Annotated in this window: 22 protein-coding genes; 14 read left to right on the top strand and 8 right to left on the bottom strand. The window is 67.5% G+C overall.

Going from position 1 to position 19,862, the window contains the following annotated elements:
* Positions 1 to 5: 5 nt before the first annotated feature.
* The 5 genes from E3O42_RS17470 to E3O42_RS17450 are packed head-to-tail and all read right to left on the bottom strand — an operon-like array spanning position 6 to position 5,851.
* Positions 6 to 1,079, bottom strand: a complete 1,074-nt coding sequence (locus E3O42_RS17470) for an ABC transporter substrate-binding protein (RefSeq protein WP_134455392.1) — start codon at positions 1,077 to 1,079, stop codon at positions 6 to 8.
* Entirely contained in the window at positions 1,076 to 2,470 is a 1,395-nt protein-coding gene (locus E3O42_RS17465) for a sulfate adenylyltransferase subunit 1 (protein ID WP_134455390.1), read from the bottom strand. Before E3O42_RS17465 ends, E3O42_RS17470 begins: the two co-directional genes overlap by 4 nt.
* Complete coding sequence (gene cysD / locus E3O42_RS17460) at positions 2,470 to 3,435, bottom strand: sulfate adenylyltransferase subunit CysD (protein ID WP_134455389.1); 966 nt, start codon at positions 3,433 to 3,435, stop codon at positions 2,470 to 2,472. Before cysD ends, E3O42_RS17465 begins: the two co-directional genes overlap by 1 nt.
* Positions 3,417 to 4,142 carry a phosphoadenylyl-sulfate reductase gene (locus tag E3O42_RS17455; protein WP_134455387.1) on the bottom strand — a complete coding sequence of 242 codons (726 nt, stop codon included), beginning with the start codon at positions 4,140 to 4,142 and terminating at the stop codon, positions 3,417 to 3,419. Before E3O42_RS17455 ends, cysD begins: the two co-directional genes overlap by 19 nt.
* Positions 4,139 to 5,851, bottom strand: a complete 1,713-nt coding sequence (locus E3O42_RS17450; protein WP_134455458.1) for a nitrite/sulfite reductase — start codon at positions 5,849 to 5,851, stop codon at positions 4,139 to 4,141. The genes E3O42_RS17455 and E3O42_RS17450 overlap by 4 nt, the downstream gene beginning before the upstream one ends.
* 261 nt (positions 5,852 to 6,112) lie before the next feature.
* Between E3O42_RS17450 and ftsY the strand changes: the two genes are divergently transcribed.
* Positions 6,113 to 6,988 carry a signal recognition particle-docking protein FtsY gene (ftsY, locus tag E3O42_RS17445; protein WP_134455385.1) on the top strand — a complete coding sequence of 292 codons (876 nt, stop codon included), beginning with the start codon at positions 6,113 to 6,115 and terminating at the stop codon, positions 6,986 to 6,988.
* An 8-nt stretch (positions 6,989 to 6,996) separates the two neighbouring features.
* The gene (locus E3O42_RS17440) at positions 6,997 to 7,503 is read left to right on the top strand and encodes a DUF2004 domain-containing protein (RefSeq protein WP_134455383.1); all 507 of its coding nucleotides are present in this window, start codon (positions 6,997 to 6,999) and stop codon (positions 7,501 to 7,503) included.
* A 77-nt stretch (positions 7,504 to 7,580) separates the two neighbouring features.
* Here E3O42_RS17440 and E3O42_RS17435 read toward each other — a convergent pair whose 3' ends face one another.
* Positions 7,581 to 9,095, bottom strand: coding sequence for an MFS transporter (locus E3O42_RS17435; RefSeq protein ID WP_134455381.1), 1,515 nt, complete (start codon positions 9,093 to 9,095; stop codon positions 7,581 to 7,583).
* A gap of 48 nt (positions 9,096 to 9,143) precedes the next feature.
* Here E3O42_RS17435 and E3O42_RS17430 point away from each other — a divergent pair, with 48 nt between their 5' ends.
* Positions 9,144 to 9,761 (top strand): TetR family transcriptional regulator, encoded by a 618-nt coding sequence (locus E3O42_RS17430; RefSeq protein WP_134455379.1) that lies wholly within the window; start codon positions 9,144 to 9,146, stop codon positions 9,759 to 9,761.
* Between the two features lie 9 nt (positions 9,762 to 9,770).
* Here the strand turns inward: E3O42_RS17430 and E3O42_RS17425 are convergent, their stop codons facing one another.
* A complete protein-coding gene (locus tag E3O42_RS17425) occupies positions 9,771 to 10,082 on the bottom strand; it encodes a putative quinol monooxygenase (protein WP_134455377.1) in 312 nt (103 codons plus the stop codon).
* Positions 10,083 to 10,185: 103 nt separating this feature from the next.
* Here E3O42_RS17425 and ffh point away from each other — a divergent pair, with 103 nt between their 5' ends.
* Together ffh and E3O42_RS17415 are read left to right on the top strand one after the other, a co-directional pair.
* A complete protein-coding gene (gene ffh, locus E3O42_RS17420; RefSeq protein ID WP_134455375.1) occupies positions 10,186 to 11,757 on the top strand; it encodes a signal recognition particle protein in 1,572 nt (523 codons plus the stop codon).
* A 50-nt stretch (positions 11,758 to 11,807) separates the two neighbouring features.
* Positions 11,808 to 12,596: an LLM class F420-dependent oxidoreductase gene (locus E3O42_RS17415; RefSeq protein ID WP_134455373.1), complete on the top strand. Its 789-nt coding sequence runs from the start codon at positions 11,808 to 11,810 to the stop codon at positions 12,594 to 12,596.
* Between the two features lie 57 nt (positions 12,597 to 12,653).
* Here E3O42_RS17415 and E3O42_RS17410 read toward each other — a convergent pair whose 3' ends face one another.
* Positions 12,654 to 13,805: a glutamate--cysteine ligase gene (locus E3O42_RS17410; protein WP_134455456.1), complete on the bottom strand. Its 1,152-nt coding sequence runs from the start codon at positions 13,803 to 13,805 to the stop codon at positions 12,654 to 12,656.
* Positions 13,806 to 14,117: 312 nt separating this feature from the next.
* On the opposite strand from E3O42_RS17410, the gene rpsP reads away from it, so the two are divergent.
* From rpsP to E3O42_RS17365, 9 genes are all read left to right on the top strand, one after another.
* A complete protein-coding gene (rpsP, locus tag E3O42_RS17405) occupies positions 14,118 to 14,534 on the top strand; it encodes a 30S ribosomal protein S16 (RefSeq protein WP_134455371.1) in 417 nt (138 codons plus the stop codon).
* Positions 14,535 to 14,536: 2 nt separating this feature from the next.
* On the top strand, positions 14,537 to 14,773 hold the full coding sequence (locus E3O42_RS17400) for an RNA-binding protein (RefSeq protein ID WP_088456475.1): 237 nt from the start codon (positions 14,537 to 14,539) through the stop codon (positions 14,771 to 14,773).
* 22 nt (positions 14,774 to 14,795) lie between these two features.
* Positions 14,796 to 15,467, top strand: coding sequence for a ribosome maturation factor RimM (rimM, locus tag E3O42_RS17395; RefSeq protein WP_241984910.1), 672 nt, complete (start codon positions 14,796 to 14,798; stop codon positions 15,465 to 15,467).
* 94 nt (positions 15,468 to 15,561) lie between these two features.
* Positions 15,562 to 16,413: a formate/nitrite transporter family protein gene (locus E3O42_RS17390; RefSeq protein WP_134455367.1), complete on the top strand. Its 852-nt coding sequence runs from the start codon at positions 15,562 to 15,564 to the stop codon at positions 16,411 to 16,413.
* Between the two features lie 10 nt (positions 16,414 to 16,423).
* Positions 16,424 to 17,203 carry a tRNA (guanosine(37)-N1)-methyltransferase TrmD gene (gene trmD, locus E3O42_RS17385; RefSeq protein ID WP_134455365.1) on the top strand — a complete coding sequence of 260 codons (780 nt, stop codon included), beginning with the start codon at positions 16,424 to 16,426 and terminating at the stop codon, positions 17,201 to 17,203.
* 10 nt (positions 17,204 to 17,213) lie between these two features.
* Entirely contained in the window at positions 17,214 to 17,771 is a 558-nt protein-coding gene (locus E3O42_RS17380; protein ID WP_134455363.1) for an MFS transporter, read from the top strand.
* A 204-nt stretch (positions 17,772 to 17,975) separates the two neighbouring features.
* On the top strand, positions 17,976 to 18,320 hold the full coding sequence (rplS, locus tag E3O42_RS17375) for a 50S ribosomal protein L19 (RefSeq protein WP_088456470.1): 345 nt from the start codon (positions 17,976 to 17,978) through the stop codon (positions 18,318 to 18,320).
* A 109-nt stretch (positions 18,321 to 18,429) separates the two neighbouring features.
* Entirely contained in the window at positions 18,430 to 19,176 is a 747-nt protein-coding gene (gene lepB / locus E3O42_RS17370; protein WP_134455361.1) for a signal peptidase I, read from the top strand.
* A 34-nt stretch (positions 19,177 to 19,210) separates the two neighbouring features.
* The gene (locus tag E3O42_RS17365; protein WP_134455454.1) at positions 19,211 to 19,855 is read left to right on the top strand and encodes a ribonuclease HII; all 645 of its coding nucleotides are present in this window, start codon (positions 19,211 to 19,213) and stop codon (positions 19,853 to 19,855) included.
* Positions 19,856 to 19,862 lie beyond the last annotated feature (7 nt).

Genomic DNA, 19,862 nt, shown 5'->3' with positions numbered 1-19,862 from the left:
CACGGTCACTCCGTTCCGAGTCCGGCATCGGAGACCGAGTGCGCGCCGGCCTCCGTGAGGACCCTGTTCAGCGGTGCCAGGTCGAAGAGCCCGTCCAGGTTCCCGTTCTTGGAGGTGCCGGCTGTGACGCCGGCCTTCAGCAGCACCGGGAAGGTCCCGGCGAGCGGGTCGGTCGTGAAGGTCACGGCGGTCAGGGCACGGGCGAGAACCGCGTCGGGCAGCGGCTTGCCGGTGTCGGCGTCGAGGGTGCGGTTGATCGCGGCGGCCGCCTGGTCGGGGTTGGCGTTGAGCCAGTTCACGGATGCCGTGTGGCCGGCGACGAGCGCCTCAACGGTCTCCGGGTGCGCGGCCAGGAACTCGGTCCCGACCACCAGCACCGTGGTGGGAAACGCGCCGTCCGGCCAGAGCGAGGCCTCGTCGACGAGGACGGTGGCACCGGCCTCGATCACGAACCTGGAGACCCAGGGTTCGGGGAGCCAGGCGCCGTCGATCTTGCCGCTCTGGAACAGGGCCAGGGCCTGGGCGTTCTCGGTCGGGGCGATGTCCACGTCGCCGCCGCCGCCGGTGGTGCTGGTCGTGTAGCCCTGCTCGCCGAGCCAGGAGCGCAACGCGACATCCTGCGTGTTGCCCAGCTGCGGGGTGGCGAGCGTGGTTCCGGCCAGGTCGCTGGCGTCGGTGATGCCGGGCCGCACGACGAGCGCGGCTCCGCCGCTGGTGGCGCCGGCTACGATCCTGACCGACTGGCCGGCGCTCTGCACGAAACTGTTCACCGCCGGATTGGGGCCGAGGTAGGCCGCGTCGATGGCTCCGGCGCTGAGGGCCTCGATGGCGGCGGGGCCGGCACCGAAGACCTGGGTGGTCAGGGTCGTGTCGCCGAGCGATTCCGCCAGCAGGCCCTGGTCCAACCCGACCAGGGCCGGGGCGTGGGTGACGTTGTCGAAGTAGCCCAGGCGGAGCTCTGCGGCCGGTCCGGCCGGTTCCGCGGCGCTGACGGCGGCGGCGCACCCGCCCAGCAGCACCGGGATCAGGGTGACGGCCAGCAGGAGACGGATGGACGTGCGGCCGGTGTGCGCGGTCATGCGGGCCCACCGGCCCCTGCAACGGTCCCGGAAGCCGTGACGATGCCAGCGGCCAGCGTCGCGCCATCCTGCGGCTGGATCACCAGGAAGGCACCGGCTCGGCGGTTCGCGGCGTAGGTCTCCACAGGAAGGGCGGCGGCCAGCCGGACGGTGACCTGTCCGATGTCATTGATCTCCAGCCCGGAGGCGTCTTCGAGCTCCAGGGAGTCCAGGTTGAGGCGACCGGTGATGGTAGCGACGATGGCCTGCACGGTGTGGGTGCCGAACTTGACCAGCACCCGGGCGCCGGGTCGCAGAGCACGGGGGTCCAGCCAGAACAGGGCGGCGGACAGCTCCTTCACGGGTTCCGGCATGGTGCCGGCCGCGCCGATGACGGCGCCGCGGGCGATGTCGAGGTCGTCGCGCAGCCGCAGGGCGACCGACTGGGGTGCGATGGCGTGGTCGAGTGATGTTCCGGCGAAGTCGATGCCGGTCACGACGGTGCTGGCTCCACCGGGCGTCACCGTGACGGTATCGCCCACCCGTACGGTGCCAGAGGCCACCTGGCCGGCGTATGCCCGGTAGTCGCGGTACGCCGCGGCGTCCTCCGGCGCGACGGCGACCGCGCCCTGGGGCCGCAGCACGAGTTGCACCGGCAGCCTGAACGACTCCACGTTCGTGGCGACCGCATCCGCGGCGGGGAGGGTCTCCAGGAGCTCGAGCAGGCTCGGTCCGTCGTACCAGGGCGTGTTCGCCGACCTCTCGACGACATTGTCGCCGACGAGGGCCGAGACGGGGATGATGTGCACCGCACCCAGCCCCAGCTCATCGGTGACCCGGCAAACGGCCGCGGCGACAGCGCCGAATGCGGCTTCGTCGTAGTCCTGCAGGTCGATCTTGTTCACCGCGATGACGATGTGGGGCACTCGCAGCAGCTTCACGACGGACAGATGCCTGCGGGTCTGTTCGAGCACGCCCTTGCGCGCGTCGATGAGCATGATGACGGCATCCGCCGTGGTGGCACCGGTGACCATGTTGCGGGTGTACTGAACGTGGCCGGGGCAATCGGCGAGGATGAATGAGCGTTTGTCGGTGGCGAAGTAGCGGTAGGCGACGTCGATGGTGATGCCCTGCTCGCGTTCGGCCCGCAGGCCGTCGGTGAGAAGCGCGAAATCGATGCCGCCGGCCGCTCCGCCGAAGCCGCGCTCGGTGGAGGTGCGGGTGACGGTGTCGAGCTGGTCGGCGAGGATCGCCTTCGAATCGTGCAGCAGCCGGCCGACCAGGGTGGACTTGCCGTCGTCGACGGAACCGGCGGTCGCGAACCGGAAGAGGGTGCCTTCGGCGCGCTCGGCGACCGAGCGCTCCAGCAGGAGCTCACCCGGCTGTGCCTGCACGAGCTGTACCTGAGTCATTAGAAATACCCGTCCTTCTTGCGATCTTCCATGGCCGCTTCGGAGATGCGGTCGTCGGCACGCGTCGCGCCGCGTTCGGTGATCGTGCTCACGGCGATTTCTCGCACGACGTCCTGCACGGATGCGGCGTCGGAGTCGACGGCGCCGGTGCAGCTCATGTCGCCCACGGTGCGGTAGCGGACGGTGCGCGAGACGACGGTCTCGCTGGCCAGCGGGGCACTGACCGGGCTGACGGCCCGCCACATGCCGTCGCGGCGGTAGACCTCGCGCTCGTGCGCGTAGTACAGCGGGGGGAGGGCGATGCCCTCGCGCTCGATGTAGCGCCAGACGTTGAGCTCGGTCCAGTTGCTGATCGGGAACGCCCGCACGTGTTGGCCCACGGTGTGGCGGCCGTTGTAGAGGTTCCAGAGTTCCGGGCGCTGGTTGCGCGGGTCCCACTGGCCGAACTCGTCGCGGAGGGAGAGGATGCGCTCCTTCGCGCGGGCCTTGTCCTCGTCGCGGCGGGCGCCGCCGAAGACGGCGTCGTGGCGGCCGGCCGTGATCGCGTCGAGCAGCGGCAGCGTCTGCAGGGGGTTGCGGGTGCCGTCCGCGCGTTCGGTCAGGCGGCCGTCGTCGATGTAATCCTGCACGCTGGCCACCTCGAGGCGGAGCCCCAGGCGGGCCACGGTTTCGTCGCGGAACGCGAGGACCTCGGGAAAGTTGTGCCCGGTGTCCACGTGCAGGAGCGGGAACGGCACTTTGCCCGGCCAGAACGCCTTCGCGGCCAGGTGCAGCACGACCACGGAGTCCTTGCCGCCGGAGAACAGCAGCACAGGGCGTTCGAACTCGGCGACCACCTCACGGATGATGTGGATCGCCTCGCTCTCGAGCACGTCGAGCTGGCTCAACTGGGCGCTATCGGACGGGGAGCCGCCGCTTCGGTCGATGGTCGGCACGGGGAAAGCGTTCACAGGTGGAGTCCGCATTCTGTCTTCGCCAGGCTGGCCCAGCGTCCGGATCGGGGGTCGTCGCCCTCGGCGACGGGTTTGGTGCACGGCGCGCAGCCGATGGAGGGGTAGCCCCGAGCCATCAGCGGATTGACCGGCACGGCGTTGAGGCCGGCGTAGTCGAGGATGTCCTCGAAACTCCAGGCGGCGAGTGGGTTGACCTTGACGAGGCCGTTGCGCTCGTCCCAGACGATCAGGGGGGTGTTCGCCCTGGTGGGGGCCTCGTCGCGCCGCACGCCGGTGAACCAGACCTCATAGGTCCCGAGCACGCGGTGCAGGGGCTCGACCTTGCGCAGTGCGCAGCACAGATTCGGATCCTTGGCGAACAGTTCGGCACCGTGGGCGGCGTCCTGCTCGGCCACGGTGCGCTCGGGCAGCACGTCGACGATGCGCACGGGCAGCAGCCTGGCCACGTCGTCGCGGGTGGTATGGGTCTCGGCGAAGTGGTAGCCGGTGTCGAGGAAGAGCACGTCGACGCCTGGCAGCTGCCGGGAGACGGCGTGGGGAAGCACGGCGTCGGCCATCGAACAGGCGACGGCGGCGGCATCCGTGCCGAAGTTACGGGCGACCCAGGCGATGACCTCGTGGGCGGACGCCTCGCCCAGCAGGGCGTCGCCGGCCTCGGCGAGGGCGCGCAGCTCGTCGGCGGAGCGGCGTGTGGTCGTTGGGGTGTCGGTGTTGCTCATTGCAGTGCCTCCTCGTCGGCGCGGTGCGCCCATTCGGCGAAGGTCTCCGTGTCGAGCCGATCGGCCAGGAATCGGAGCACGATGCGCTCCACATAGTCCGCGAGATCGTCCGCGGTGACCTTGAGGCCACGCACGGTGCGGCCGAGGCCGGCCTCATCGCGGCCGACGGACGCCAGGCCCCCGCCGAGGTGGACCTGGAAACCGGGGACCTGGCCACCGTTCCCGTCGGCCAGGAGCTGGCCCTTGAGACCGATGTCGGCGGTCTGGATGCGGGCGCAGGAGTTGGGGCAGCCGTTCACGTGCAGGCTGATCGGCTGCGGCAGGTCGATGCCGGCCAGGCGCGTCTCCAACTCGAGCACCGCGTCGGTCGCCGCCTGCTTGGTCTCGACGATCGCGAGCTTGCAGAACTCGATTCCGGTGCAGGCGATGGTCGAACGGCGGAACAGGCTGGGGCGGGCGGCGAGGCCGAGCGCGTCGAGGGCATCGATGAGCGGTTCGACGTGTTCTTCGCTGATGTCCAGCAGCACGAGCTTCTGGTGCGGCGTGGTGCGCAGCCGCTCGGAGCCGTGCTGCTCGAGCAGGTCGGCGAGTCCCGTGAGCATGGTGCCGGAGACCCGGCCGACGAACGGTGTGACACCGATGTAGAACCGGCCGTCGACCTGCTTGTGCACGCCGATGTGGTCACCCTGCTGGGTCGGCGTCGGGGCGGGCGGACCGTCGGGCAGCGCCTCGAAGAGGTATTCGTCCTCGAGGACCTGACGGAATTTCGCCGGTCCCCAGTCCGCGAGCAGGAACTTCAGCCGGGCCTTGTTGCGCAGCCGCCGGTAACCATAGTCACGGAAGATGGAGACGACACCGAGCCAGACGTCGGCGACCTTCTCGGGGGAGACGAAGGCACCCAGGCGCTCGCCGAGTCGGGGGTTGGCAGAGAGGCCGCCGCCGACCCAGAGGTCGTAACCGAGGCCAAGCTCCGGATGCCGCAGAGCGACGAAGCCGACGTCATTGATCTCGTGCACAACATCCTGGCTCGGGTGACCGGTCAGGGCCGTCTTGAACTTGCGGGGGAGGTTCGCGAGTTCGGGAACTCCGATGTATCGCGCCGTGATGTCGGCGATCACGTCCGTCGGGTCGAGCAGTTCGTCGACGGCGATGCCGGCGACGGGGGAGCCGAGCACGACGCGCGGCACATCGCCGCAGGCTTCGGTGGTCTGCAGGCCGACGGCCTCCAGGCGGCGCCAGATCTCCGGAACGTCCTCGACGCGGATCCAGTGCAGTTGGATGTTCTGCCGGTCGGTGAGGTCGGCGGTGTCCCGGCCGAACTCCTCGGAGATCTCACCGATGACACGCAGCTGGCCGGTGGTCAGCTGGCCGCCGTCGATGCGCACCCGCAGCATGAAATAGGCGTCTTCGAGTTCGTGGGGTTCGAGCGTCGCGGTCTTGCCGCCGTCGATGCCGGGCTTGCGCTGGGTGTAGAGACCCCACCAGCGGAACCGGCCATGCAGGTCGGTGTCCTCGATCGACTCAAACCCGTCGCGGGAGTAGATCTTCTCGATCCGTTCCCGCACGTTCAGCCCGTTGTCAACCTGCTTCCAGGCCTCGTTGCCGTTCAGTGGTGCGGTGCCGTCGACCTTCCACTGGCCGTTTGGCCTGGATGCCGGACGCGGAGGACGACCGGCCCGCTCCGGCACGGACGGGGTCTGTGACGGCAGGGTCTGAGTCTGTGGCGTCTGGCTCTGTGGCACTGTGAGGTCCTCCTCCTTGAACGCGAGCACTGCTCTGGCAGGCCGCGCGGCGTGGAGGAAATCTATCGAGCCTGCGCCGCAAAGTCATGGTTCGGCGTCACAGCCGGTCACGCTCCGTAAAGGGGCGTCATGTAGGCGCGGACGGCGGCCGGAGCGAATATGGTGTCGCGGTGGGCACCGCTCTGCCGGTCGACAGCGCGGCTTGCAGCCGAGCCATAGGCTAGGGGCATGGCAGAACGCACCCCGTGGTCCCTCTCCGGCGCATTGCGCGGAGTGTTCGCGAAGAAAACCATCGACGCCGATACCTGGGACGACCTCGAGGACTCGTTGATCCAGGCCGATTTTGGCCCGGACATCACCGATGCCATCGTCGGCGAGCTCCGCGCCAAGGTGTCCAGGTACAACACCACGGACCCCAAGGACCTGCACCGGATGCTCCGCGAGGGCATCGAGGAGCGCCTGGCCAAGCTCGACCCCACGTTGAACCTCAGCGCCCGGCCGGCCGTGGTGCTCGTGGTCGGCGTCAACGGAGTGGGTAAGACCACCACCATCGGCAAGTTTGCCAAGTTCCTGCGCGTCCACGACCGCAGCGTCCTGATCGGCGCCGCCGACACCTTTCGTGCGGCCGCGGTGGAGCAGCTCGCGACCTGGGCGGAACGTGCCGGCGCGGACATCGTGAAACCGCAGGCCCAGGGCCAGGACCCGGCATCCGTCGCCTTCCAGACCGTCGAACGCGCCGTCACCACGGGTACCGAGATCGTGATCATCGACACCGCCGGCCGGCTGCAGACCAAGGGCGGGCTGATGGATGAGCTCACCAAGATTCGCCGGGTCATCGAGAAGCAGACCCCGATCTCCGAGGTGCTCCTCGTGCTGGACGCCACGACGGGCCAGAACGGCCTCGCCCAGGCCGAAGCCTTCATTGAGCATGCCGGGGTGACCGGTCTGGTGCTCACCAAGCTCGACGGGTCGGCCAGGGGCGGTTTCGTCCTGGCGGTCCAGGAGAAGACCGGAATCCCCATCAAGCTCGTCGGGCAGGGTGAGGGGATCAACGACCTCACCGGTTTCACCCCGCACGTTTTCGCGCAAAAACTCGTCGGATAGGACGTCCCATGACCATCGAACACGATTTCTTCGGAATTCTTGGCAGCGACGACGACAGCGGCGAGGTCTACTGGTCCGACACGGCAGAGCTCGGCGACCAGAACGTCGAGATCGACGTGAGCTCTCCCGACGAGGAGTCGGTGTCATCCGAGGCCCTCGACATCGTCGCCGCGATGATCAACGCCCTGGAAGACCTCGACTCGCAGGCCAGGGAATCGCTCGTCGCCGATCTGAGCGCCGAGGTCTCGGTGACCAGCCAGTTCATCGTCGCGCAGTTCGAAGAGCTCGACGCCGAGGTGCTCGAGGACGCCTTGATCTGGGATTCCGGGGACAAGCAGATCGACTACCTCCGCTCCATCCAGCTGCAGCGCATCGGATTCCACCCACACCACATCGGCAACGATCAGCACTTTGCCGTGCTGGACTACTCGATCAGCCCGCACGAGACAGACGCCCTGCTCGTCGTCACGCTGGATGTGCACGGCGACACCATTGTGATCGCCACCGACAGCTGAGCGCCGCCACGGCACACCTGCACGACGAAGGCCCCCGGAGTGATCCGGGGGCCTTCGTCAGTTCTGCGGTGCGGGAATCAGCCCAGGTGCATGGCAGGCGCGGAGCCGAGCAGGTCCGACGCCTTCGGGCGCACCATGAAGAACGACACCGGTGCGGCGAGGAACACGCCGACCCCAGCCCAGAAGAACGCCGCCTGGTAGCCGTCGACGAAGGCCTGCAGCTGGGCGACCGGGGTGCCGTTGCCACCGGCCAGGGAGGCCGCGACGGCCGAGGTGTAGAGCACGGTGAACACCGCGGAGCCGATGGAACCACCGATCTGCTGCACGGCGGTGACGGCGGCACTGGCCGCGCCGGCGTCGTGGGCGTCGATGCCGGACAGTGCCACGTTCTGCAGCGGCACGAAGATCAGCGCCAGGCCGGCACCCATCAGAATGAGGCCGGGCAGCACCTCGACGACGTAGCTGCCTCCCACGGTGATGCGGGAGAGGTAGAACAATCCGGCGGCCACGACGAGAGGTCCCACCGTCATCGGCAGGCGAACGCCGGTGCGGGGCAGGAACTTGGACAGCACGGTGGCGCCGACCATGATTGTCGCGGTCATCGGCAGAGACGCCAGTCCGGATTCCAGCGGGGAGAAGCCGAGCACGATCTGCAGGTGGAAGGTGAGGAAGAGCAGTCCGCCCAGAAGGGCTGCACCGGTGAGCAGGCCGGTGATGAACGCACCGCCGCGCACCGTGTCGGCCAGGATCCGCAGCGGCAGCAGCGGGTGGTTGGACCGGCTCTCCACCAGCACGAAGAGCGCGAGCAACACAACGCCCAGCGGGATGAAGACCAGCACCTGCCAGGCGGACCAGCCGTTCTCTGCCTGGGCGAAACCGAAGACCAGCGAACCGAGGCCCAGGGCCACGAGGATCGCGCCGGGCACGTCGTAACGGGTGTTTCCGTGCGCCTTGCTCTCCTTGATGATCGGGATGGCGGCGGCGATGGCAACGATCGCGATCGGCACGTTCACCAGTAGGCACCAGCGCCAGCTGGCGTATTCGGTGAGCACGCCACCGAGCACCAGGCCCACCGCGGCGCCACCGCCGGCGATCGCACCGTAGACCGAGAAGGCCTTGATGCGATCCTTGCCGCCGGGGAAGTTCACGGTGAGCAGCGCCAGAGAGGCCGGGGCGAGCAGCGCCGCGAACAGCCCCTGCAATCCGCGGGCGGCGAGGAGTTCCCAGGTGCTCTGGGCCATGCCGCCGAGCGTGGAGGCGACGGCGAAGCCGGCCATGCCGACGATGAAGGAACGCTTGCGGCCCCAGTAATCGGCGATCCGGCCGCCGAGGAGGAGCAGAGCGCCGAAGACCAGCGCGTAGAGGGTGACGACCCAGGTACGGTCGCCGTCGCTCATGCCGAGGTCGCCCTGCGCGTGGGGAAGGGCGATGTTGACGATGGTGCCGTCCAGCACCACGGTGAGTTGGGCCAGAGCGACGATGGCCAGCAGCCACCACCGCCGGGGGTGGTGGGCCGGGGCTTCGAGAGAGGAGGAGTCGGGCGATGAAGGGGTGGAAACCGGGGAAACGCCGGTCGCGCTCGATTGTGACATGCCGAGAACTATACCGAACGAACTAGTTCGTTTTGCTACACTTGGGGCATGAACACCGACGAATTTCGGTCCGGTCTGCCGCCGAAGGAGCCGGAACCCACCCGCCAGCGCATCCTCGAGGCCGCCAGGGTGGAATTCGCCGCCCACGGGCTCGCCGGTGCCCGGATCGACCGGATCGCCCGCAACGCCTCGGCCAGCAAGGAACGGCTGTATGCCTACTACCGGCACAAGGCGGAGCTCTTCAGCGCGGTTCTGGAGCTTAACCTGATCGAGTTCGCGAACTCTGTAATACAGAACGCGGGGGAGACCCTGCCCGAATTCGCGGGCGCCCTGTACGACCACGCGGTGACCCATCCGGAATACCTCCGGATGATCGACTGGGCCAACCTGGAGGGCCAGGAGGCGATCAACCCTCCGTTGACGCTCATCAACGATTTCCACGCCGAACGGGTCCGCGGAGTCATCGCACTGCAGAGGGCCGGCAGCGTCGACCCCTCCTGGGACCCCGACCATCTCAATGCCCTGGTCTTCGGGATCGTCTCCTGCTGGATCCACGAGCCAGCGTCGGCTCTGGCCGCCGACCGGGAGCCGGACGAAGAGGCGATCATCGCCAGGCGGGCCAGCGTGGTGCGTGCCGTCGAGCGCCTGATCGCCCCGGCGCCCTAGCTGGAGCCGCTACTGGATGGTGCCCTTCGCGCTCTCGCCGAGCGGCACACTCTCCAGCACGCTCACGTCCGTGGGGCCCTCCACGTGGTCGGCGAGCAGGGCATTGAGCTCGCCGATCGGCGCTCCCGCCGCATGGGCGGCGAGGTCGGCCGGGCTGCTCCACCGCTCAATCATGATGACGTTGTCAGCGTCGTGGTGCAGGGCGTAGAGCTCACAGCCCTGTTCGGCGTGCACTCGAGGGGCCACGACGGCAAAGGCATCAACTACCCTCTGGAGATGGCCTTCGAGAGGCGTGATGACGGCGACGACGACTACTGACATGGGTTCTCCTTGTGAGAGGCGGAGCCTCCACCGTACGCCGGTGGCGCACGAATCCACCGCATGAGCAGCGGCGTCCCCCGGAGCCGGTTAAACTAGGACCACAATGGCTACTTTCGGAAACCTCTCAGATCGCCTCGCCGAGACGTTTAAAAATCTCCGCACCAAGGGCAAGCTCAGCGCAGCGGATGTCGACGGCACCGTCCGCGAGATCCGTCGCGCCCTCCTCGACGCCGACGTGGCGCTCGAGGTGGTCAAGGACTTCACCGGAAAGGTGCGCGAACGCGCCCTCGGCGATGAGGTCAGCAAGGCGCTCAACCCGGCTCAGCAGGTCGTGCAGATCGTCAACGAGGAGCTCATCCAGATCCTCGGCGGCCAGCAGCGCCGCCTCGAGTTCGCGAAGAAGCCGCCGACCATCATCATGCTCGCCGGCCTCCAGGGCGCCGGTAAGACCACCCTGGCCGGCAAGCTCGCCAAGTGGCTCGCCAAGGACGGCCACACGCCGATCCTGGTCGCCGCCGACCTGCAGCGGCCCAACGCCGTCACCCAGCTCGAGGTCGTCGGCGCCCAGGCCGGCGTTCCCGTGTACGCTCCGGAGCCCGGCAACGGTGTCGGCAACCCGGTCAAGGTCGCCCGCGACGGCGTCAAGTACGCCCAACAGAAGCTGCACGACGTGGTCATCGTCGACACCGCCGGACGTCTCGGCGTCGACGCCGAGATGATGAAGCAGGCCGCGGACATCCGCAAGGCCATCGACCCCGACGAGGTGCTCTTCGTCATCGACGCCATGATCGGCCAGGATGCTGTGGCGACGGCCCGCGCCTTCCAAGACGGCGTCGACTTCACCGGTGTCGTGCTCTCCAAGCTCGACGGTGACGCGCGCGGTGGCGCCGCTCTGTCGGTGGCGTCGATCACCGGCCGCCCGATCATGTTCGCGTCCACGGGTGAGAACCTCGACGACTTCGAACCGTTCCACCCCGACCGGATGGCCAGTCGCATCCTCGACCTCGGTGACATCCTCACCCTGATCGAGCAGGCGCAGGGTGCCTTCGACGAGGACGAAGCCCGCAAGATCGCAGAGAAGTTCTCCACCGATTCGTTCACACTGGACGACTTCCTCGGCCAGATGCAGCAGCTGCGCAACATGGGCTCCATCAAGAAGATGATGGGCATGCTGCCCGGCGCCGGCGCCATGAAGCAGCAATTGGACAACTTCGACGAGCGCGAGATCGTGCGCACCGAGGCCATCATCCAGTCGATGACCAAGGCCGAGCGGGTCACCCCCAAGCTGCTCAACGGGTCCCGTCGCCTGCGCATCGCCCGGGGCTCGGGGTCAAGCGTGACCGAGGTGAACCAGCTCGTGCAGAGGTTCGAGCAGGCCGCGAAGATGATGAAGACCGTGGCCAAGGGCGGTATGCCGAATATTCCAGGCATGGGTCCGATCCCCGGCGGCATGGGCGGCAAACGCCCCCAGGTGCAGCAGAAAAAGAAGGGCTCGAAGTCGGGCAACCCGGCCAAGCGCGCCGCGGAGAACGCGGCCATCGCCTCCGGTGAAAAGCTCGGCGGCGCGCCAGCGGGCGGCGGCTCCGGCTTCGGTCTGGGCGGTGGCGCCAAGGCGGGAGCCGACGGACCGTCGGCAGAGGAGTTGGCGGCACTGCAGAAGATGCTCGGCCGCTAGCCAGGCACAGGCGTCACAGACCGGGCGCGGCCGGGGAATATCATTTTCCAATGACCTCTCCCCAGCCCCGCCCGGTGCGCCTCGGCGTTCAGATTGCCCCTCAGCACGCCGAATACACCTCGATCCGGAACGCCGTCTCGGCCGTCGAAGCCCTCGGCGTGGACATCGTCTTCAATTGGGACCACTTCTTCCCGCTTTCCGGCGACCGCGAGGGCCTGCACTTCGAATCCTGGACCCTTCTCGCGGCATGGGCAGAGCAGACCAGCCTGATCGACATGGGCGCGCTGGTGAACTGCAACAGCTATCGGAACGCCGATCTGCAGGCCGACATGGCCCGCACCATCGACCACATCAGCGGCGGGCGGTTCATCTTCGGTACGGGCTCCGGTTGGTTCGAGCGGGACTATGACGAGTACGGCTACGACTTCGGGACCGCCGGCAGCCGGCTTGATGCCCTCGCCGCCGACCTGCCCCGTATCGAGGCGCGCTGGGGCAAGCTGAACCCCGCGCCCGTGCGCGACATCCCCGTGCTCATCGGCGGCGGTGGGGAGAAGAAGACGCTGCGCATCGTGGCGCAGCACGCCGACATCTGGCACTCGTTCTCCACGCCCGACGTCCTCACCCACAAGCTCGGGGTGCTGGGCACCTGGTGTGACACCGTGGGCCGCGACATCGCCGAGATCGAGATCTCGACGGAGCTGCGCGGAAAGACCACCGAAGAGGCCGACGAGCTCTACGAGCTCGGCACCACCCTGTTCACCCTGGGCATCTCCGGCCCCAATTACGACCTGGCGCCCGTCACCGACTGGCTGGCCTGGCGAGACGCGAAAAACGCCTAGCCCCCACCCGCGAGCCGTGAGGAAAGCCCCAGGAAACGCGAGTTTCTGGGGCAAAGCTCACGGTTCGCGAGACTCGCGGGCCAGGCCCTCGCGGAGCTCGCGGCTGAGGGCGGCGACAACGGCGGGGAGGTTGCCGTTGTGCGTGGCCGCCACGGCCAGCTGGCGCTGGTAGCTGGCACCGTGGTCGAGGATAAGGTTCAGCTGCAACAACTCCGTCAGGCAGCCCAGGCGTTCGGCCGTGGGGGAGAGCACCTCGACGAGACGGCGCACCTCGTCGGTCACCATCCGCTCGGTGCCCGTGGAGTTCACGATGATCTCGGCCGCCAGTCCGTAACGGGCCGCCCGCCACTTGTTCTCGCGCACGAACCACGGCTGCATGGTGGGCACCGGGCGTCCCTCGTCGATTTCCGTCGACATCCACTCGACGAGACACTGGATGAGCGCGGCGATCGCGCCGAGTTCCTCGACGGTGGACACCCCGTCGCAGGCCCGGACCTCGATGGTTCCCCAGCGCGGAGAAGGCCGGATGTCCCAGCGCACCTCGGTGGCGTCTTCGATGATTCCGGTCACCGTGAGGTCGTTGACGTACTCTTCCCACCCGGCCCAGTCGTCGAGGCGCCAGGGCAGGCCGGCCGTCGGAAGCTGCTGGAACATCTGGGCACGGTTGGAGGCGTAGCCCGTGTTGACGCCGGCCCAGAACGGGCTGGACGCGCTCAGCGCCTGCAGGTGCGGCACGAAGCTGAGCAAGCCGTTGAGGATCGGGATGACCTTGTCGCGGTCCTCGATGCCGACGTGCACGTGGATGCCCCAGATCATCATGTTGCGACCCCACCACTGGGTGCGGTCGATGAGCTTGTGGTACCGCTTCTTGTCGGTGACCTCCTGGTCGAACCACTGCCCGAACGGATGCGAGCCGGAACAGATCGGGTCAACTCCGAGCGGGTAGGTGATGGCACGCACCTCGGCGACCTGCCCGGCGACGTCGGCGACAGCACCGGCCACGGTGCGGTGCACCCCGGAGACGAGCTCAACGGTGTTCAGGAGGAGCTCCCCGGTGATGCGCGGGTGTGGGGAACCGTCCGGCCCCCGCAGGGCGGCGAGGACCTCGTCCGCGATCGACACGAGGTCGCCGGTCGCACGGTCGACCAGGGCGAGCTCCCACTCGATCCCGACCGTCGACCGCTCAGAACGAGCGAATTCGATGCCCACGCTTTCGATTGCCACAGTGGTGCCCTTCGTGCTTCGATGCCCCGATTCGGGGCTACCTGGCACAATCCTGACAGCTAAACGGGGTGGCCGCGGTCCGCCGCGCTCCACGAGGTGACGTAGCGCTGCGCATTTTCCAGCCAACTCGGGGCTTCGATTATCACAAAGTGCTCGATGTCTGACACAATGATTAGTCGAGTTCCGTTGCGCCCGACCCTCTAATCCGGCGTAACACGAACCTTATTGAGCTTGTGCCGAGTGTGCCCCCACGCTCACGGCTGTCAGTTCGCCAAACATCTAAATCACAGGAGAATTGTGGCTGTCAAAATCCGTCTGAAGCGCATGGGCAAGATTCGTGCGCCGTACTACCGCATCGTTGTCGCCGACTCGCGCACCAAGCGCGATGGTCGCGTCATCGAAGAGATCGGCATCTACCACCCCACGCAGGAGCCTTCGGTCATCGAGGTCAAGTCCGAGCGTGCCCAGTACTGGCTCTCCGTCGGCGCGCAGCCGACCGAGCAGGTTGCGGCACTCCTCAAGCTGACCGGCGACTGGGGCATCTTCAAGGGTGACAAGAACGCCGTCTCCACCGTCAAGATCAAGGAGCCCAAGGCTCCCTTCATCGCCGACGAGAAGAAGAAGCCGGTTCTGAAGCCCAAGGCCGACAAGCCCGCGGCCAAGGTTGAGACCGAAGAAGTTGCCGCACCGGCAACTGAAGAGGACAAGGCGTAATTTTGCTCGCTCCCGCGCTTGAGCACCTCGTCAAGGGAATCGTTGATCACCCGGACGACGTGCACGTTGTAGCCCAGAACTCACCCCGTGGCGAGGTGCTCGAGGTTCGTGTGAACCCCGAGGACCTCGGCCGGGTGATCGGCCGCGCCGGTCGCACCGCCAAGGCGCTGCGCACTCTCGTGGCCGCTCTGGCCGATGGCAAGCGCGTGCGGGTCGACGTTGTCGACACCGACAATTGAGCGGGCAGTGACCAGCCCCCTCATGAGTGACGACAGCACGACCCCGGCCACCCAACTGCGGGTGGGGCGCCTCACCAAGGCCCATGGCCTCAAGGGCGCCATCAAGCTGGAGCTGTTCACGGACGACCCGGGACGACGTTTCGTCCCGGGCGCCGTGTTCACCCTCCAGGTGCCGACCAGCTCACCCTGGCACGGCAGGACCATCGAACTCGTCGAGCTGCGCTGGTACAACCAGCACGCCGTCGGGTTTTTCAAGGGTGTCCCCGACCGCGAGGCCGCCGAGACCCTGGCCAAGGCGATCCTCTGGATCGACCAGGACTCGGCCGAGCAGACCGACGAAGAAGACGCCTGGTACGACCACCAGCTGGTGGGACTCGCCGTGGTGCGCGACGGGGTGCAGATCGGCACGCTGACGCGCCTCGAGCACCTGCCGGCCCAAGACCTTCTGATCGTGAAGACCGCCGCCGGCGAGGTGATGATCCCCTTCGTCAAGGCGATCGTGCCCTCCGTCGATGTCAAGGCCGGCATCATCACCATCACCCCGCCCCCCGGCCTGCTCGAAGAGCTTCCGGAGGAACCCGACACCGACGACGCCGAGGACTCGACTCCCGAGGACGCGGCATCGGAACCGGATGCGGAACCAGACTCCGACGAACCGGCAGCGACGCCGACTCCCGACGGTCAGGGCGCATAGACGCGACCTGACCCAGTTCACGGGGAGAGGCGCGCCGCGCCACACCTACTTCACGTTCGTTGATATCGCGGCTGTTGAAGTGGAGTACCGTCGCATGTCCTACGTGAAACCGGATCGCCTGATCGATCAGCTCGTTCATTCCGGAGTCGTCAAAACCAACCTCACCGCACGTCAGATGTTCGTGCGCGGCACGCTCTCCGGAGCGATCCTCGGTGCGGCCACCACGCTGGCACTGACCGCGGCTACCCAGACCGGGCTGCCGATTGTCGGTGCCCTCGTGTTTCCCGTCGGTTTCTGCGTGATCCTGATGCTCGGCCTCGAACTGGTCACCGGCAGCTTCGCACTCATCCCGCTGGCCATCCTCGAGGGCCGCACCACCATTGCCAAGGGGCTGAAGAACTTCGCCGTCGTCATCCCGGCGCACATCTTCGGCGCCGGCCTGTACGCCGTCCTGTACGTGGGTGTCATCACCTACCTCGGCACCGACACGACGGATCCGATGATCCAGGCGATCATCCGCATGGCCGAGCACAAGGTGCTGCCCTATGAGGCGATCGGTGCCGGCGGCATCCTGGTGGTCGTCATCAAGGCCATGCTCTGCAACTGGATGGTGGCGCTGGGCACCATCATGTTCTACACGTCCACCTCGGCATCGGGCAAGATCCTGGGCATGTGGCTGCCCGTGCTCACCTTCTTCGGCCTCGGCCTCGAGCACGCCGTGGTGAACATGTTCGTCATCCCGGCCGGCATGCTGCTCGGCGCGGACATCAGTTTCGGCGACTGGTGGGGCTGGAACACCGGCCCGGTCCTGATCGGCAACTTCCTGGGAGCCGTGCTCTTCACGGCCCTGCCTCTGTACTACTCGCACCGCACCAAGGTCAACCGCGCGGCGGCCGTGTCGGACGACGCCGAGAACGCGCCGGAGCGCGCCGCCGCCCACTCGTAGACTTGCCCCTATGCGCATCGACATCATCAGTATTTTTCCGGAGTTCTTCGGTGTGCTGGACATCTCCCTTCTCGGCCGCGCCCGGCAGGCCGGCCTGATCGACCTCGCCGTGCACAACCTGCGCGATTTCACCCACGACAGGCACAACACCGTCGACGACACCCCCTACGGCGGCGGTGCCGGCATGGTGATGAAGCCCGAACCCTGGGGCGAAGCGCTGGACAGCATCCTGCCGGCGACCGATGAGACGGATGCTGGCACGCCGGAGCGCGCCACCGGCCCTGTGCTGATCTTCCCGTCGCCCGCCGGGGAGCAGTTCACCCAGGCCATGGCCCGCGAACTCGCCCGCGAGCCGCACCTGGTGTTCGGCTGCGGGCGCTACGAGGGCATCGACCAGCGCGTGGTCGACCACTTCGCCGGCCGAGGCCGGGTGCGCCTGGTCAGCCTGGGCGACTACGTGCTCAACGGGGGAGAGGTGGCCGTGATGGCCATGATCGAGGCCATTGGCCGGCTCATCCCCGGCGTGGTGGGCAACCCCGAGAGCCTCGTCGAGGAATCGCACGAGGACGGCCTGCTGGAGTACCCCAGTTACACCAAGCCCGCCAGCTGGCGGGGCCTGGACGTACCGCCGGTTCTGCTCAGCGGCAACCACGGCGCCATCGCGGCGTGGCGTCGGCAGCAGCAGATCGACCGCACCCGCGCGGTGCGCCCCGACCTCCTGCCCGCCGAGGACGACGCCGACCTTCAGCCTCCAGCGAACTCCAAGGCTCGGCGGGCGGCCCGCGGGTAATCTGGGGACTGTGATTCTCCGCAGGGTCTTCTACTACTGGCAGTTCGTAGCCGTCGGCGCGCTTCCGCTCTGGCTGATGGTCGCCGCGTCCATTTTCGGCTCCTCGGCCTGGGAGGTCCTCGGCGCCGCCTTCGGTGCCATCGCCATCGGTTTCGGCCTTCTCGTGGTCAGCCTGCTCATCCTGGCCCGCAAGGACGTGCGCGCGGTCAAGGCGGTGTCCTGGGCGGACGTGGCCGCGCTGTCCCTCTGGCACGTCTTGATCGTGCTGATGGGCGTGTACTCCGTTGCCGCGCCCTGGCTGTCGGTGCTCGCGGTCTTCGTGGGACTCGGCGCCTTCTGGTTCGTGCTCTGGGAACTCTTCGACGCCGCTCGCACGCGGGTGCGCGAGGCCATGGTCTACATCGACGAAACCGCCAGGTTCGGCACAGTCCCCGCTGGGCCCAGCCCGTTCCCGACGATGACCGACCGGTCCACCATACGTCCGGACGAGGCCCGCCAGGACCCTGCGCATCCGACGCCCGCCGACCCGTCGGTGATCATCATCCGGGAGAAGCCGACCGGGCTCTAAAACGTGCCGTCGGCCGAGGGTTTGGCGCGCGGCTGGTTTAGTGGCAGAATTAGCGCTTGTGCCGCGGCATGTCTCTGCCACAGGGGAGCTGCACTCATATCGGCACGCACACACTCAATTGGTCGCCACCAACTCGCCTTCGGTGAGCGGGCGGGGCGCCACTGAAACGTCCTCGACCTGTGGCGGGTACAGAGAGCGAAAAACATGCATATTCTCGACCAGGTGGACGCGGCATCGCTGCGTTCAGACATCCCGGAGTTCCGCGCCGGCGACACCGTCAAGGTTCACGTCAACATCGTTGAAGGCGCGCGTTCGCGTGTCCAGGTCTACCAGGGCGTCGTCATCGGCCGTTCCGGTGAAGGCGTCCGCGAGACGTTCTGCGTCCGTAAGGTCAGCTTCCAGGTCGGCGTCGAGCGTACCTTCCCGGTGCACTCCCCGGTGATCGACCACATCGAGGTCGTCGTCCGCGGTGACGTGCGTCGCGCGAAGCTGTACTACCTGCGCGGTCTCCGTGGCAAGAAGGCCAAGATCAAGGAAAAGCGCGACTAAGCAGCGCCTGCCGCGACTCACCAGGGCAATAGCCTGAGCGTTTTCGCAGCCGCTGGATTTCCCCCTGAGCTCCTCCCCGCTAAACTGGGCGAGGAGCTCAGGCGGTTAAATGACAGACAACACTCTGCCCTCGCGATCGCATCGCCTGGAATCAGATTCACCGCGCAAGAAGCGCGGCGTCGCGATATTCATTCGCGACCTTCTCATCATTTTCGTGGTGGCACTGCTCATCTCGTTCCTGATCAAGACCTTCCTCGTGCGTTCCTTCTACATCCCGTCGGGGTCGATGGAGAACACCCTGCTGGTCGACGACCGCATCATCGTCAACCAGCTTGAACCCGGCCTGATGCCCGTCTCCCGCGGTGACGTCGTCGTCTTCCGCGATCCGGGCGGATGGCTGCCGGCGCAGCCGCCCATCGAACAGAACCCGATCGTCGCGGCCCTCGACTGGACGATGTCGGTGGTGGGCCTGTCCGCGCCGGACAGCAACGACCATCTGATCAAACGGGTCATCGGTCTTCCCGGGGACCACGTGGTCTGCTGCAACACGCTGGGCCAGATGAGCGTGAACGACATCCCGCTCAGCGAACCGTATGCGCTCCTGCCCGCCGGCCAGTCCGGCGTGTCCAAGGACGCCTTCGACGTCGTCGTTCCGAAGAATTCGCTGTGGGTGATGGGCGACAATCGCTACGACTCCCTCGACTCCCGCTACCACCCCAACGCTCCGGGCAAGGGGTTCGTGCCAATGGACAACGTCGTCGGCCGCGCCCTCGTGATCAGCTGGCCGCTCGATCGCTGGAGCTGGCTGGACGACTACCCTGAGGTGTTCCGCGGGGTCGAGGAAGCCGACAAGTGAACGCCCCGTACCCGACGAGGACCCGCCCGTGATGATGGCCGTCGTCGAGCCCACCCTCGAGGTGGAGCTGGCGATGCTCGCCGCCGGTGCCAGCTGCGTGATCGGCTGCGACGAGGTCGGCCGCGGTGCCCTCGCGGGCCCCGTCGCCGTGGGCCTCGCGGTGGTGACGGCCGACGTCGGTGCGTTCCCGGTCGGACTCCGCGACTCCAAGCTCCTGAGCGAACCGCGTCGGGAGCTGCTCGCCCCGCTCGCCGCGGCCTGGGTGCGTCACAGCGCGGTCGGACTGGCGTCACCGCAGGAGGTGGACATCGTGGGCATCATCGCGGCGCTCGGCCTGGCCGGCAAGCGCGCGCTCGCGCAGCTGCACGCCGACGGCGTCGACATCGTCGGCGGGGTGGTGCTGCTTGACGGCAACGACGACTGGCTCAACAAGGCGCTGGCCACCCCGCTGGCCGTGGTGACCCGCATCAAGGCCGACCAGGACTGCGCGTCGGTCTCCGCCGCATCTGTGATCGCGAAGGTGCACCGCGACAGGCTGATGATCGCGGCCGACCTCGCCACCCCCGGCTACGGCTGGGCGGGCAACAAGGGCTACGGCAGCGCCCAACACATGACCGCAATCGGTGCGCTGGGAGCCAGCGAACATCACCGGCTCAGCTGGCTCAAAATTCCCGCCTGAGAACTGC

This window comes from Cryobacterium adonitolivorans (assembly GCF_004402695.1).
In the GTDB taxonomy this organism is placed as follows: Bacteria; Actinomycetota; Actinomycetes; order Actinomycetales; family Microbacteriaceae; genus Cryobacterium; species Cryobacterium adonitolivorans.
This window is presented reverse-complemented; position numbering and strand designations above follow the sequence as displayed.